This is a genomic window from Uliginosibacterium flavum, from assembly GCF_040566545.1.
GTDB lineage: Bacteria > Pseudomonadota > Gammaproteobacteria > Burkholderiales > Rhodocyclaceae > Uliginosibacterium > Uliginosibacterium flavum.
Genome location: NZ_JBEWZI010000007.1, coordinates 172709 through 186661, shown reverse-complemented (window position 1 = coordinate 186661; position 13953 = coordinate 172709). Strand labels below are relative to the sequence as shown.

Genomic DNA, 13953 nt, shown 5'->3' with positions numbered 1-13953 from the left:
TCCTTGTGTCACAGGCCGAGGCGGGCCGACAGGGCTTTGAGTGGCACGCTGGCCGGGCTGGTCTTGAGGGCTTCATTCATCAGCTTGCGCGCGGCATCTTGCTCTCCGCTGGCCCACAGGACTTCGACCAGATGGCCGGCCACCTCTGCGTCAGGGAATTTGGCATAGGCGCGTTGCAGGGTTGCGAGCGATTCTGCCAGCTTGCCCTGGCGAAAATGCAGCCAGCCGACGCTGTCGAGAATGGCGGCGTCATCCGGTGCCAGTTTGATTGCCTTGCTCAGCAGCTGCTCGGCTTCGTCCAGCTGGATATTGCGATCCGCGAAGGAATAACCCAGCGCATTGAGGGCGTGAGCATGGTCGGGTTTGAGCACGATGACGCGGCGCAAGCCTTGTTCCATTTGCGCCGGTTGCCCCATTTGCTCTGCCAGCAAGGCGGCGTCATAGAGCGCCTCAATGTTGTCCGGTTCACGGGCCAGCAGGGCTTGTAACACCTTGCTGGCGGCTTCCTGCTTGCCAAGCTGGCGCAATAACTGAGCTTCGGCAGACTGCAGCGCGGTAAGCGACTCGGCGCTACGCGCCCCTGCTTCGTGCAGGCTTTGTACGGCCTCGTCGGTCTTTCCCTGGGCGGCGAGCAGGCGTGCTTTGGCTACCTGTGCATTCACGAAATGCGCGCCGGGGCGCACGTTTTCGAAGGTCTGCAATGCTTCATCACGGCGACCGCGTTCGGTTTGTACTTCGCCCAGCAGCAGGCGCAGGCGTTCGACTTCGCCCCAGCCGCGCTGTACCAGCCGCGTCAGCAGGCGTTCGGCGGTCGCCAGATCTTCGGCCTGCGCCGCAATGCCGACGATGGCGAAAGCCAGGGCATCGTTGTCCGGGAACTCGCTGAGCATTTTCTGATATTGCTCGGTGGATTCCTTGCTGCGTTTCTCAACGGCCAGCCAGCGGGCGTAATTCAGGCGCGCGTCGAGGGCTTGTGGATGGCGTTGGCCGAAGGCTCCGAGCGCCTCCATGCTGGTTTTTAGCTGATCGGGTGGCGCACTCTGTGCCTGCAGCAAGGCGGCGCGTTCCAGGTCGGGCTTGAGGCGTAGTGCTTCGCCCGCTGCGGCGTGGGCGGCGGCGGCATTGCCGGCATCCAGTTCGGCCTGGGCACGGGCGAGGTGAGCTTCGGGCAGGCTCAGGTAGGGCGTGCTCAGGCGTTCGATGATCCGGGCGGTGGCAACTTTATCCGTGCTGCGCGCAAAGATGCCCGGCAATTGCAGCAGCAGCGTGCCACGCGTGGCTTCCTGACGTGCCAGTGCCGCCTTGATCGCCGCTTCGGCTTCAGCCGGTTTGCCGGAGGCGTTGAGCAGGATGCTGGTGGTGGCGATCTCATTGGCGCGCTGGCTGATGCGCGGATCGTCCGAGCGTTTGGCCAGATCGCCGTAGCCGGCCAGCGCTGTTTCCAGGTCGCCACGCGCATAGGCAATTTCGCTGACCATCAGTTGCAGCAGGAGCTGAGGGCTGGACAGCGGCGGACGTGGCTTGGAGACCGGCGCCGGCTCGGCCTTTGCAGGAGGGGTATCTGCACAGGCAATGCCCGCGCCGCTTAAGGCGGTGGCACAGCCGAGAACGAATAGCAGCGGGCGCAGGCAGAAGGGGGATGACATGATTCTCTCTGTTGTGAGGACTTGTGTCAGGGATGTTAGCAGCAGTGTAGAGTTTTGCCTCTTCAACAACATCAGACCCACGCCAAATGCCCGAGTTGCCGGAAGTCGAAATCACGCGCAGGGGCATCGCGCCGCATCTGTGCGGGCAGCGCGTCACTGCCGTGCGGGTGCGTCAGCCACGTTTGCGTTACCCGGTGCCGGACGATCTGGTGCAGCGCTTGCCGGGGCAGGTTGTGCTGGCGGTGCGGCGGCGCGGCAAGTATCTGCTGGTGGAATTCGCCGAGGGCTGCCTGCTGTTGCACTTGGGCATGTCCGGCAGTTTGCGCATCGTGGCGGCGGACCTGCCGGCCGAGAAACATGATCATTTCGATCTGGTCGTGGGCGCGCAGGCGCTGCGTTTGCGTGACCCGCGGCGTTTCGGGGCGGTTTTGTGGCTGGATCATCCGGCCGCAGCACACCCGCTGCTGGCGCGTCTGGGCCTCGAGCCGCTGGAGCCCGGCTTTGATGGCGCTGCCCTGCAGGGCTTGTGCCGGGGGCGCGCAACGCCGATCAAGCTGCTGATCATGGACGGCCACCTGCTGGTGGGTGTCGGCAATATTTATGCGTCTGAAAGCCTGTTTCGGGCGCGTATCCATCCGCAGACGCCGGCCGGCAAGCTCTCGAAAGCGCGTTGCGAGCGGCTCGCGAGTTGTCTCCGCGAAACCCTGCAAGACGCGCTCGCGGCCGGTGGCAGCAGCCTGCGCGATTTCGTTCATAGCGACGGCTCGGCGGGCTATTTTCAGCAGCAATACTTTGTCTATGGCCGTGATGACGAGCCCTGTCGCGTCTGCGCCAGCCCGATCCGGCGCCTTGTGATGGGGCAGCGCGCCAGCTTCTATTGCCCGCGCTGTCAGCGCAAGTAAATGTGAATTCTGCAATCACAGGCCAAAGCCTTGATTGCATTGGGGTATGCTACCCTTTCAGAATATGTGCTCAGCCCGTGCACGGGCTGTCCAGAACAGCAAGACCAGGAGAAGCCTCGTATGGCGCTGATTGACAGTTTTTCCGCATACACCCGTTGGCGTGCCGATGTCGGCAATGCCGTGCAGCACCTGCGCGGCTGGCTGAACCACAATGACATCGGCGATGCACAGACCGATCTGCGCCTGCAGTGCGTGCTCGAACGTCTGAAGGAAGACAAGCTGGTTGTCGCCTTTGTGGCCGAATTCTCGCGTGGCAAATCCGAACTGATCAACGCCGTATTCTTCTCGCATTACGGTAGCCGCATCCTGCCTTCCAGCGCCGGCCGCACCACCATGTGCCCGACCGAGCTGCAGTGGGAAGCAGGCCAGACGCCGGGCGTACGCCTGCTGCCGATTGAAACCCGTGATCGCCAGGAAAGCGTGGCCGACCTGCGCCGCATGCCGGCCGAATGGGTGTTCGAGCCGATTGCTCTGGATGACGCCGAAAGCCTGCAACGCGCCTTTGCGCGCGTCGGCGAAACCCGTATGGTGCCGCGCGAAAAAGCCGAGGAGCTCGGTTTCGCGGTCGACGACACCGGCGTCGAGGGCACCAAGCCTGATGCGAACGGAATGATCGAGATTGCCTGCTGGCGCCACGCCATCGTGCAGTTTCCGCACCCCTTGCTGGAACAGGGCCTGGTCATTATCGACACGCCGGGTTTGAATGCCATTGGTTCCGAGCCGGAACTGACCCTGTCGTTGCTGCCCAGTGCGCATGCCGTCCTTTTCATTCTGGCCGCCGATACCGGCGTTACCCACAGCGATCTGCAGGTCTGGCAGCGTCACGTCAATGTCGGGCGTACTCAGCGCCATGGTCGCGTGGTGGTGCTCAACAAGATCGACGGTTTGTGGGACGGTCTGCGTTCCGAAACCGAGATCAATGCCGAGATCAGCAAGCAGGTGCGCTCGGTCGCCAGCACCCTGGAAATCCCCGAGGATCTGGTCTTCCCGGTTTCCGCGCAAAAAGCTTTGCTCGCCAAGGTGAGCCAGGACGCAGCCTTGCTGGAGCGTTCGCGCATCGGCTCGCTGGAAGCGGCCCTGTCCACCGAATTGCTGCCCACGCGTCAGCAGATCATCCGCGAAAACGCCTTGCTCGAAACCGGCGAAATCATCCGTCGTGCCAGCGAGTTGTTGCACACGCGCTTGATCGGCCTGCGCGAGCAGCTCAAGGAAATGGCGGATCTGCGCGGCAAGAATCAGAGCGTCATCGAATACATGATGCGCAAGGTGCGCACCGAGAAAGACGAGTTCGACCGTGGCTTGCAGAAATACCACGCGGTGCGCAGCGTGTTCACCAGTCTGTCGAACAAGGTGTTCTCGCACATCGGCATGGATGCGGTGCGTTCCGAAACCCGCCGCACGCGCGACGCCATGGGTGGCGCGACCTTCTCGCGCGATCTGCGCACGGCCATGCAGGAGTTCTTCGAAACCCTGCGCGGCAAGCTGCGTAATTCAGCGACGGACATCAGCGAAATCAGCAACATGCTGGATGCCATGTACAAGCGCTTCGCGGTGGAGCACGGCCTCAAGCTGGCGCCGCCGAACAGCTTTTCGACCATGCGTTACGAGCGTGACATCCTGCGGCTGGAGAACGCCTTCAACGAGGAAATCAATACCCTCGCCTCGATGGTGACGCACACCAAAGGCACGCTGACCCAGCGTTTCTTTGAAACCGTGGCGCTCGAAGCGCGCAAGACTTTCGAAATCGCCAACCGCGATGTCGAACAATGGCTGCGCGTGGTGATGTCGCCGCTGGAAACGCAGGTGCGCGAATACCAGTTGCAACTCAAACGCCGCCTGGAAAGCGTCAAGCGCGTGCACGAAGCCACCGGCACGCTGGAAGAACGCATCAAGGAATTGATGCAGGCCGAAGGCGCGCTGCTGCGTCAGGTCGAAGAAATTGACGCGATGCGTGGCGTGATCGAAATCGCCCTGGGCGCATCGTTGGGCAGTCCGCGCCGCGAGGACGAACTGGCGGCTTGAGCTTCCGGCGATTCAACAAAAAAACCGGGCGCTGCCCGGTTTTTTTGTTTCCTGCCTGAAGAGCCGCTCTGGACGGACTTCTTCAGTGTGCATGTTCGAAAAGGCGCACCCAGCAAGCCTGTACCGGCATGTTCCGTGGAGAGTAAGGCTGCATGCCGCTCGGCGTAGGGTTCGCACCGCGCACGCGGTCCGGGTGGTGATCACGGAGTGGGAATGGTGCGCAATGCGCACCCTGCTACTTTTGCGTCAGCTTGATGAACTTGGCCATCAGCTGATCGGCGCTCTCCACCATGTCCGGGTTGTGCGGAATGCAATCCACCGGGCAGACCTGCTGGCATTGCGGCTCGTCGTAATGGCCGACGCATTCGGTGCACTTGTCCGGATCGATCTCGTAGATTTCCTCGCCTTGCGAGATGGCGTTGTTCGGGCATTCCGGCTCGCACACATCGCAGTTGATGCAGTCGTCGGTGATTATCAGGGACATGCTGATATTTCCTGTCGTTTAAATGGGTTTAGCGTTGCGCCAGTTTCTGGCGGATGCGTTCGGTCACGCAGGGCTGCACGAAGGTACTCACGTCGCCGCCGAGCAAGCCGATTTCGCGCACCATGGTGGCGGAGAGAAACATGTTTTCCTCACCGGGCGTGAGGAACATGGTCTCCACGTCCGGGTGCAGACGACGGTTCATGCCCGCCATCTGAAACTCATATTCGAAGTCGGACACCGCACGCAGCCCGCGTACGATTACCCCCGCCCTTTTCTCGCGTACGAAATCGATCAGCAGTCCGGAGAAGCCCAGCACCTCGATGTTCGGTTGATCTGCCAGAACTTCGTGGGCGATCTCGACCCGCTCGGCCAGCGAGAACAGGGGATTCTTGCCGCTGCTGGCGGCCACGCCAAGGATGATGTGATCGAAGATCCGTGCACTGCGGCGCACCAGATCTTCGTGGCCCCGCGTGAGCGGGTCGAAGGTGCCGGGGTAAACGGCGATGCGTGGATTCATGCGGAATCTCCTGCTGCGGTTTGGCTGAACAGCCGGTAGTGTACCTGACCTGCCTTGCCGGACTTCAGAAGATGCAGAGCCGCCAGGCTGTCGACGGCCTCTTCGGCCTCGACATACACCCGCGCGCCGGGCGCCAGTACGCGCGCCAGATGCGGCGCCAGGCGGTCCAGCCAGCCCTGACGGTAAGGCGGGTCGAGAAACACCAGATCGAACTGCAGCGGTGTGGCCTGCAGGAACTTCAGACCATCACCGGCTTGAATCCGCACGTTGCTGAACTGCAGCTGGGCATTGGCGCTGCGCAAATGTGCCATCACCTTGGCTGCGGATTCCACCATCACTACGCTGGCCGCGCCGCGCGAAGCCGCTTCGAACCCGAGCGCGCCCGTACCGGCAAACAGGTCCAGACAGCGCAATCCGTCCAGATCCTGGCCCAGCCAGTTGAACAGGGTTTCGCGCACGCGATCCGGCGTCGGGCGCAGGCCGATGGCGTCGGCAACGTCGATAAGGCGCGAGCGGTGCGTGCCGCCCACGATGCGAACTTTGCTCAAGAGAGTAATCCGTCAGCGAATGAGTCGCGCATTTTCGCACGCCGTGAGTCGCAAGTCGCGAGTCGCAAGTCGCAAGTCGCAAGTCGCGAGTCGCAAGTCGCGAGTCGGGGTGAGGGTTGGGTTTTTGATTTTTGATTTTGGGTTTGGCGACTTGCGACTTGCGACTCGCGCCGTTCCGACTCGCGATCAGCGATCTGCCAGCGCCCGCACAATGAAATTCTTCGCCACCTGTGGCCGTGGCACGCGCATTTCGAACCACGAGCGCACGTCGCGCCCCAGCTCGATGCCGTGCATGAAGTTGTACAGCGCCTTGGTCAGGGCGCGACCCAGCTCATCGTGGTCCACGCCGGTCGGGTCGATGAAGCGGATGTCGTTCTTGGCGAAGCTCACCGGCGGCAGCGGCACCAGCTGGATGCCGTAATCCTGTGGGTTCTTGCCGACCGGCGAATGCACGGTGCAGGCGAAACGGTGGAAGAAACCGGACTGGATGCAGCCGGCCTCGAACAGCTGGCGCACGTATTCGAGCGCATCCACCGTGTCCTGCACGGTCTGAGTCGGGAAGCCGTACATCAGGTAGGCATGCACGAGGATGCCGGCCTCGGCAAAAGCATGCGTGACGCGCGCGACCTGATCGACCGAAACGCCTTTCTGCATCAGCGTGAGCAGGCGGTCCGAGGCCACCTCCAGCCCGCCGGAAATGGCGATGCAGCCGCTCTGCGCAAGCAGTTCGGCGAGCTCTGGGGTGAAGGATTTCTCGAAGCGGATGTTGCCCCACCAGGTGATCGCCAGATTGCGGCGCTGCAGCTCTTCGGCCAATGCGCGCAGCATCTTGGGCGGCGCAGCTTCGTCGACGAAGTGAAAGCCGGTCTGGCCCGTCTCGGCGATGATCGCCTCGATGCGGTCCACGAGGATCTCGGCGTTGGCCGTTTCGTAACGCGAGATGTAATCCAGACTTACGTCGCAGAAGCTGCATTTTTTCCAGTAGCAGCCATGTGCCACGGTCAGCTTGTTCCAGCGTCCGTCGCTCCACAGGCGATGCATGGGGTTCAGCATGTCCATGACGGAGAGGTAACGGTCAATCGGCAGACCGTCCCAGGTGGGTGCGCCGACTTCCGCAAAGGGCACGTCCGGCTCGGGGAAATTCACGTAGCTGACCGCACCGTCTTTGCGCAGGAAGGTCCGTACCAGACGGCCATTGCCACGCTTGCCGCGCAAGTGTTCGAGCAGCGCCAGGGTCGGGCGCTCGCCATCGTCCAGGGTGATGAAATCGAAATAGTCGAAGACGCGCGGTTCCGTCAGTTCGCGCAGCTCGGTATTGGCGAAGCCGCCGCCGAGCACCACGGTGATCGCCGGGTCGTGCGCCTTGATCGTCTGGGCGATGCGAAAGGCCGCGTACACCGTGCCGGGAAAGGGCACGGAGATCAGCACGACTTGCGGCTGGTGACGGGCCAGCGCGTCCAGCGTGAGGGTTTTCAGTGTCGCGTCGATCAGATTCTCGGGCGCAGCCAGCGCGGCGGCCAAGGGTTCAAAAGTCGCTTGCGCCATGGCAATCGATTCGGCATAGCGCACGAACTCGAAGCGCGCGTCGACGCCTTCGCGGATCACGTCGGCCAGATCATTCAGATACAGCGTGGCCAGATGGCGGGCGCGATCCTGCAGGCCCAGCGAGCCGAAGGCCCAGGCCAGCGGGTCGCCCCCATCGGGATCGACGTAGGCATCCAGCGAATCGAAACGGCTGCCCTCGGGTAGGTAGGCGCCGCCGCAGATGCGATAGGCCAGGGTCGAATCGCGACCCTGCAGGAAGGCGATCACCGGGCCGATGCTGGCGCGGTAGGCGGCGAAATTTTCGAGGAAGGCGGCGACATTCGCGCTGCGCGATTTCGCCAGCGTGGTTTCTATCTGCGTGCGGATTTCATCCAGCCCGGCCGGCGAGAGCAGGCGCAACACCAGCGCGATGGCCAGGTCTTCCTGCACGGCGTCGACGCCCTGCGTGCGCAGGAAGCCGGTCAGGTAGGCCGTTGAAGGGTAGGGCGTGTTCAGCTGCGTCATCGGCGGGATGACAGCAAGGACGCGTTGAGGAGTGACAGACATAATTCCAATTCCAGATAGAAACGATACTTTGTCGACTTCGCCTTGCCGTGCCATAGCACTGTCAGCGGCTCGTCTTCGCGTCTCGTCTCTATCTGGAATTGGAATAGGGCGTGAAAACAGGGCGGAAGCCGCCATTCTACGGCCTGTGCCAGTGGGATCTGCCTACTTCGTAGCGTCGTTTGTGGGCGTTGCGCTGCCAGCTTGGTTTACATCCGCGCCAGCGAAGGGCGGACGGGCATCTGCATCCGGTGCGAAACCTTGTAGCAGCTCCTCGGCGCGCGCCATGTTGAGCTGGGTCTGGGTGAAACCACTACCCAGACCGGAGTCACTCAGCCAGCGGGCGGCGGCTTGTGGTGCGGGGGGATTGTGTGCGCTGTGTGGTTGATCCAGAACGACATCCAGTCCCAGCTTTTGCAGATAGGCCACGCAGTTGAGGGCGCTGGCCTGATCGAACGCCTTGTCCAGCGTGAAGACTTGGTCGGCGAACAGCTGGGCGATCTGTTCATCGTCGAGCTTTAAAACCCGCGCGATGGCTGCGCGGACTTCGTTTTCCGGCAGTGTGCGGCTGCAAACCCCACCACGGAAAACGAGGCGAAATCCTGTTTTCATTGTTTGCTACAGATGCATGTTTGATTTGCTGGAATTTACATAGATTCCGTGTGCTGAGGAGGGTTTTTGGGCCGCTGCAACAAAAGTTGTCAGATTTATTCTTACTCAATCGTCCGGCGAAAACGGAATGCTCAAATGTCTGCCTGAAGAGCCTCTTCTGGCGGGCTTCTTCAGGCATGGTGGCTGCGGAGCGAGGCTCCGTGCGGCTCTGCAGGCTGTATCTTTTCAGGAGGACAGACGCCGGATTTTCGTGAACGTCGCCCTTCCAGGCCCGGTTCAGCCTCCCGCTCAGCTCACCGCGCGCTCGCCTGCGGGCATGGTCGTGATGTTCAGCTGCAGATGGCTTTCAATCTGGTGTTCGGTGCCGCAGTGGCGGCACTGGAACTGGCTGCTGAAAATCTGTGCCGGGCGTGTGGCTGGGGCGGGCGGGATGATGATGACGGTGCTCGGCGCGCCCTCTGGCAGCGACTGGCGGGCTGCGTGTGCGGGCATTTCGGCGGGCTGACTGAATTGCGCGGCGGCGTCGGCCAGCCTTTTCTGGGCGCGCTCCAGACTGACAAAGCCCGATTCGTGCATCCAGTCGTCGTTCGGCGTGCGGGGTTCGACGGCAGCACGGGGAACGCTGCGTCTGGGCTGGGCAGCCACAGGCATAGGCGCCGCGATGGTGGGCGCTAGCTGGGTCGGATCGGTGCCGTTCAGCAGCGCCTCGGCGCGGGCCAGATTGATGTGGGTGCGCTGAAACTGGCAGAGTTCGGCCGGCTTGGGGGCTTCAATGCGCGGCGGCGCGCTCAAGGCGGCGGCTGGGGCCGCTGGGCTCATCTCTTCCAGTGTGACCAGCATCCCGAGCTGCGCCAGCGCACTTTGATACGCCTTGGCCTGCGCAGCGTCGAGATTCTGTTTGAGCAGCACGCGCTCGCCGGAAAAGATACGTTCAGCCTGCGCCGGGTTGGCCTTCAGGCGGGCCGTTGCCTGTTGCCGCACGAGGGCTGGATCAAGGCCTTCACGCAGGCCACCCTGAAAGACAATCCGAAAAATTTTGTCCATGTCGCTCCCTTGTTTGACGCATGCGTGGCAATCGCAGCCGGAGATTAACCGACCACGATTTCTTTTGGGAGACAACAATCTACTTGGCGGGGCCGGCATCGGCCGGCCGCCCGGCGTGCGGCGCTTGGCCCGGACTCAATCCGGAAGCTTCGTCAGCTGGATCTGGATGTTGGCGTGCACTTGATGTGTGGTGCCGCATTCGCTGCACAGGAAAGATCCACTCAGCACCAGCGAGTTTTCCTGCCCCGTGCCCGGAATGATCACGAAGCTGCTCGCAACCGGTTCTGGAGCCGGAGGCTCGACTGCGGGCGCCTCGGCTTCTGGCGCACTGTCAGTTTCGACCAGCGCCTCAACCTGCGTGGGCGGCGCTTCCGTTTCCAGCGGCGGCCAGGGGCGTTCCTCGGGCGGCGTAATGATGCTGCCGGTGTATTCCGAACCGTTCAGCAGCGCCTCGGCGCGCGCCAGATTCAGATGCGTGCGTGCCAGATTGGCGAAACTGGAGCTGCTCAGCCAGGCCTCGTCCGCGTTACTGCGGATCGGCTTCTTCGGCGCGGGAGGCGCGATGGCTGCGGCGGCCGCTGACGGGGCGGCTTCGGGTGCCGTGGTCACGGGCTCGGCTTGCGGCTCGGAATCCAGGGTCGGGAAGGGCGTCGAAGCCGGCACCGGCGCGGCTTCCGGCGCTTCCTCCTGCGGCGGCTCAATCGCGGCAGGCGGCGTCGATCCGGGCATCGCCTCCATGCTCACGATCATGCCCAGCCTGCTCAGGCGTTCGCCGTAGGCGATCCCCGCAGCTTCGGACACGCCATTTTTCAGTACCACCGGCTTGCCGGAAAATATCCGCTCGATCTGCTGTGCGCCCACGCTCAGGCGCGCAGCCACATTCGCCCGCACCTTGGTTGGGCTCAGGCCCTCGCGAATTTCTCCGCTGAACACGATGCGGTATTGCGGTTCCATGGCGCGCCCCGGTGGGTGGTTAATTCAGGAAGTTGACGATTGTATTTTGTGACCGAAAAACATGCCACCCTGATTGCAACGCGTGAATAGCGCGCTCAGAGCCTCAAGTCGGCGCCGGCAGCACGATCTGCGTACCGAATTTCGCCCGATGCACAGAGAAGAACGCCCGCACGTTACGTACATTCGCGTCCGCCGCGAACAGACGCTGCGCCGTCTGGTTATACGCATCCATGTCTGCCACCTGCAGGATCAGCACGAAATCCGGCCCGGATGACACCCGGTAGCACTGCTGCACAGCCGCATCGCCCGCCGCGCGCGCCTCGAAGGCTGCCAGGCGTTCGCTGGCCTGCTGATCCAGCGTCACCTCGATGATCGCCGTCAGCCCCGCGCCGATTTTCTCGGGCGACAGGATCGCCACCCGGCGCTCGATGATGCCCGCGTCGGTCAGACGTTTCACCCGGCGCAGGCAGGTCGCCGGCGATACATGCACGCGCGCCGCCAGATCCTGATTGGAAAGTGACGCGTCGGTCTGCAGCAGGGCGAGGATGCGGAGGTCGGTGGGGTCCATTTGTTTCACAAGTGCTGGGTTCTGAGTTAAAAAAGTGCCGAGTTCTGAGTACCGAGGACTGAGTGGCTGGAGAGCCGCTCGTGGCGGGCGTCTTCAGGCTCTATGCCTGCACAGCCCTCATGCAAGCAGCTCTTCGGCCTGACTGCCTGTAGATCCTTTCTGCGCGCAGCTTTCGCGGGGTGGCTTGGGCGAGGCGACAGCCGCCCCCTCTTTCATAACGCCGGCTCCTCCGCATCACCTGCCTGCCGTGCCAGCGCCTTGCTGACAACGGCGGGCAGGCGCTTGGGTGAGGCGATGCGTAGTTGCTTATTGATATTGAAGCGGCCAAACACCACCTCGATGTCTTTCGGCTCCACCCCGAACTCCGGCGCCAGAAAGCGCAGCATGTGGTCGGTCGCCCGCCCTGCCACGGGCGTGGCCGTAACGCTGACGCATAGCTGATGGCCTTTGCCCTTGCCGATCGCATCGGTCTTGGCGCGCGGCGTGCCGAGGATGTTGAGCACCAGCGTCTCGCCGTCCCAGAAACAGAAGGGGCCGTTTTTCGATTTCAGGCGGGGCATTTTGGGTTTGATGGTTTGGGGTTCATGGATGACGAACGAATTGCTGAGTCAAGGGCGGTTAGGCGAAGCCACCACCCGCGTTGAATGCTTGCGCAGCATTTCTAAACCACGTCGGGCGTGATGGACGGAGCCTGACTATTTCCGTGGCAAACCGCTTCTATGTTGTATCCATCCAGGTCGTAGACGAAAGCCGCGTAATAGCTCTTGTGATAATGCGGGCGCAGGCCCGGAGCGCCGTTGTCTTTCGCGCCTGCTTTCAATGCGGCCTCATGGAAGGCAATCACGTCTGCCTCGCTCTTTGCATGGAAGGCAATATGGCTTCTTGGCGTGAATGGCGTGCCAGACGAAAGCCAGAAATCACCGCCGGGATCGCCTCCATCCTTTTCGCCAAACCCCGCCGCATTTTTCAATTCAAGCTTGATGGTGTATCCGAGCGGGGCGAGGGCTGTTTGATAGAACGCCTTGCTGGCGGCGAGGTCGCTGACGTTGATGCCGGTGTGATCAATCATCTGTGCTCCTTGTAGCAGTTAGTTGGCGAAATCAGGTCGAGGAGGGTTTGACGCGCATGTGCACCGCCTGCCTGCCGGCTAAACCCAGCCATTCTCAATAAACTCCATCACGCTGTAGCGCCGATTCTCAAGCGTGTGGGATCGAATCGCGGCAATGATCTGTGCCAAACCTTCCGCGTAGGGCGCCGGGCCGAATACGCTGGTTTCCAGCACGACGCGGCCCACCTGATCTTCAATCTCGATGCGGTGGAAAGCATGCCGCGCAAGGTATTCGGCGGGGATTTTCAGGTCGTCCTGCTGCGCTTGCGGGTCCCGGATGGAACGGATCGCTTCGCTTGGCACGCCCAGCGATTGCGCCAACGCGACTGCGGTGCCGGGCACCGATGATTTTTCAGCCTGATGTGATTCGGTAATGCTTACTTGGTAATTCCTGAACAGTGACCCGCTCGCCGCCAGCATCGCCATGAACTTGAGCATCAGGATATTGGTGTTGGGGCACAGCACCACCGGGAAGTCGAAGCCGCGCTGCTCGATTTCAGACCCCGTAGCCAGCTCCACCAGCGTCGATTTCGTTGTCTGGCAGTAGCAGATGATCTCTTCCAGTTCCCGGCCCGAGCCGGCATGCACGACGATGGCGCTGCCTGCGTCCTTGCCCGCATCCGCCCAGGCAATCACCTCGGCGGACGCTAATGCGCCCGGCAAAGCGCCCAAGAGTTCCCGGGCTAGCTTGCCCGTGCCTGCAACGATGATGACTGCCTTGTCCATACTGTCTGATCTCAATGATTGCCGCGAGGCGGCGGGGTAAAACATTCATTTTTCTGCGAGCTGGGCGCTTGCAGGCCGCACGGACGGCTGGGGCCGGCAAAAGACAAGACCTGGTCCTGTTTCATCGCGCGTAACGCCAGCATGCCGGAGCGGAGGCTTGCCCGCGCGGGTCAATGACCCGCTCCACCTGGCTTGAGCTTGGTTGTTTCACGGTCAGGCGGCGTTGCCTGTGTGCAAAACTTCTGCCGCCAGTCGCTGCAAGTTCTGCGCATTGGCATTTGCAACGAACTGGGCGATTCCTGCGTAGTGCTCAGCCGTATCAAAGGTTTGACGCCAGTGAATCTGCGTACCTTGCTCGAATGGCCTTAATTCGATGGACAGAATGAAGTGGTGACCAGAGAAGTGTTCGATCTCGAAAAGCTCATCGGTCACAATCCGCGTGAAGCGGCTCTCGTTCGGATAATCCTTGCCATCGGGCCCGTGCATGGTGAGCAACCAGATGCCGCCGGCTCGGAAGTCGAACTCATGAATGGTGTTCCTGAAGCCATCAGGCCCCCACCAACGGGCGACCCGAGCCGGGTCGTTCATCGCAGCGAAGACCTGCGCCGGGCTTGCTGCGATGAAGATGCTTCTTGAATCAGAGCGGTTTTCGATGGCTTCCATATTACTACTCC

At 62.1% G+C, this 13953-nt stretch carries 15 protein-coding genes; 2 read left to right on the top strand and 13 right to left on the bottom strand.

Translation table 11 applies throughout. From position 1 onward, the window contains the following. Nucleotides 1-8: 8 nt before the first annotated feature. Nucleotides 9-1646, bottom strand: coding sequence for a tetratricopeptide repeat protein (locus ABXR19_RS08640; RefSeq protein WP_354600717.1), 1638 nt, complete (start codon nucleotides 1644-1646; stop codon nucleotides 9-11). 86 nt (nucleotides 1647-1732) lie between these two features. On the opposite strand from ABXR19_RS08640, the gene mutM reads away from it, so the two are divergent. Continuing rightward, on the top strand, nucleotides 1733-2548 hold the full coding sequence (gene mutM, locus ABXR19_RS08635) for a bifunctional DNA-formamidopyrimidine glycosylase/DNA-(apurinic or apyrimidinic site) lyase (protein ID WP_354600716.1): 816 nt from the start codon (nucleotides 1733-1735) through the stop codon (nucleotides 2546-2548). Nucleotides 2549-2668: 120 nt separating this feature from the next. Beyond that, on the top strand, nucleotides 2669-4630 hold the full coding sequence (locus tag ABXR19_RS08630; protein ID WP_354600715.1) for a dynamin family protein: 1962 nt from the start codon (nucleotides 2669-2671) through the stop codon (nucleotides 4628-4630). Between the two features lie 235 nt (nucleotides 4631-4865). On the opposite strand, the gene ABXR19_RS08625 is transcribed toward ABXR19_RS08630, so the two are convergent. From ABXR19_RS08625 to ABXR19_RS08570, 12 genes are all read right to left on the bottom strand, one after another. Continuing rightward, nucleotides 4866-5114 carry a YfhL family 4Fe-4S dicluster ferredoxin gene (locus tag ABXR19_RS08625; RefSeq protein WP_354600714.1) on the bottom strand — a complete coding sequence of 83 codons (249 nt, stop codon included), beginning with the start codon at nucleotides 5112-5114 and terminating at the stop codon, nucleotides 4866-4868. 28 nt (nucleotides 5115-5142) lie between these two features. Continuing rightward, nucleotides 5143-5631, bottom strand: a complete 489-nt coding sequence (coaD, locus tag ABXR19_RS08620; protein WP_354600713.1) for a pantetheine-phosphate adenylyltransferase — start codon at nucleotides 5629-5631, stop codon at nucleotides 5143-5145. After that, nucleotides 5628-6179: a 16S rRNA (guanine(966)-N(2))-methyltransferase RsmD gene (rsmD, locus tag ABXR19_RS08615; RefSeq protein ID WP_354600712.1), complete on the bottom strand. Its 552-nt coding sequence runs from the start codon at nucleotides 6177-6179 to the stop codon at nucleotides 5628-5630. The genes coaD and rsmD overlap by 4 nt, the downstream gene beginning before the upstream one ends. A gap of 186 nt (nucleotides 6180-6365) precedes the next feature. Next, nucleotides 6366-8270, bottom strand: a complete 1905-nt coding sequence (locus ABXR19_RS08610; protein WP_354600711.1) for a B12-binding domain-containing radical SAM protein — start codon at nucleotides 8268-8270, stop codon at nucleotides 6366-6368. 162 nt (nucleotides 8271-8432) lie between these two features. Further along, nucleotides 8433-8879 carry a hypothetical protein gene (locus ABXR19_RS08605; protein WP_354600710.1) on the bottom strand — a complete coding sequence of 149 codons (447 nt, stop codon included), beginning with the start codon at nucleotides 8877-8879 and terminating at the stop codon, nucleotides 8433-8435. 288 nt (nucleotides 8880-9167) lie between these two features. After that, on the bottom strand, nucleotides 9168-9923 hold the full coding sequence (locus ABXR19_RS08600) for a hypothetical protein (RefSeq protein WP_354600709.1): 756 nt from the start codon (nucleotides 9921-9923) through the stop codon (nucleotides 9168-9170). Between the two features lie 135 nt (nucleotides 9924-10058). Further along, the gene (locus ABXR19_RS08595; RefSeq protein ID WP_354600708.1) at nucleotides 10059-10877 is read right to left on the bottom strand and encodes a hypothetical protein; all 819 of its coding nucleotides are present in this window, start codon (nucleotides 10875-10877) and stop codon (nucleotides 10059-10061) included. 103 nt (nucleotides 10878-10980) lie between these two features. Beyond that, on the bottom strand, nucleotides 10981-11445 hold the full coding sequence (locus ABXR19_RS08590; RefSeq protein ID WP_354600707.1) for an Lrp/AsnC family transcriptional regulator: 465 nt from the start codon (nucleotides 11443-11445) through the stop codon (nucleotides 10981-10983). A 212-nt stretch (nucleotides 11446-11657) separates the two neighbouring features. Further along, on the bottom strand, nucleotides 11658-12005 hold the full coding sequence (locus tag ABXR19_RS08585; protein ID WP_354600706.1) for a DUF167 domain-containing protein: 348 nt from the start codon (nucleotides 12003-12005) through the stop codon (nucleotides 11658-11660). 101 nt (nucleotides 12006-12106) lie between these two features. After that, nucleotides 12107-12514 carry a VOC family protein gene (locus ABXR19_RS08580; RefSeq protein ID WP_354600705.1) on the bottom strand — a complete coding sequence of 136 codons (408 nt, stop codon included), beginning with the start codon at nucleotides 12512-12514 and terminating at the stop codon, nucleotides 12107-12109. 78 nt (nucleotides 12515-12592) lie between these two features. Continuing rightward, nucleotides 12593-13279 (bottom strand): dihydrodipicolinate reductase, encoded by a 687-nt coding sequence (locus tag ABXR19_RS08575; RefSeq protein ID WP_354600704.1) that lies wholly within the window; start codon nucleotides 13277-13279, stop codon nucleotides 12593-12595. A 213-nt stretch (nucleotides 13280-13492) separates the two neighbouring features. Beyond that, a complete protein-coding gene (locus ABXR19_RS08570) occupies nucleotides 13493-13942 on the bottom strand; it encodes an SRPBCC domain-containing protein (RefSeq protein WP_354600703.1) in 450 nt (149 codons plus the stop codon). Nucleotides 13943-13953 lie beyond the last annotated feature (11 nt).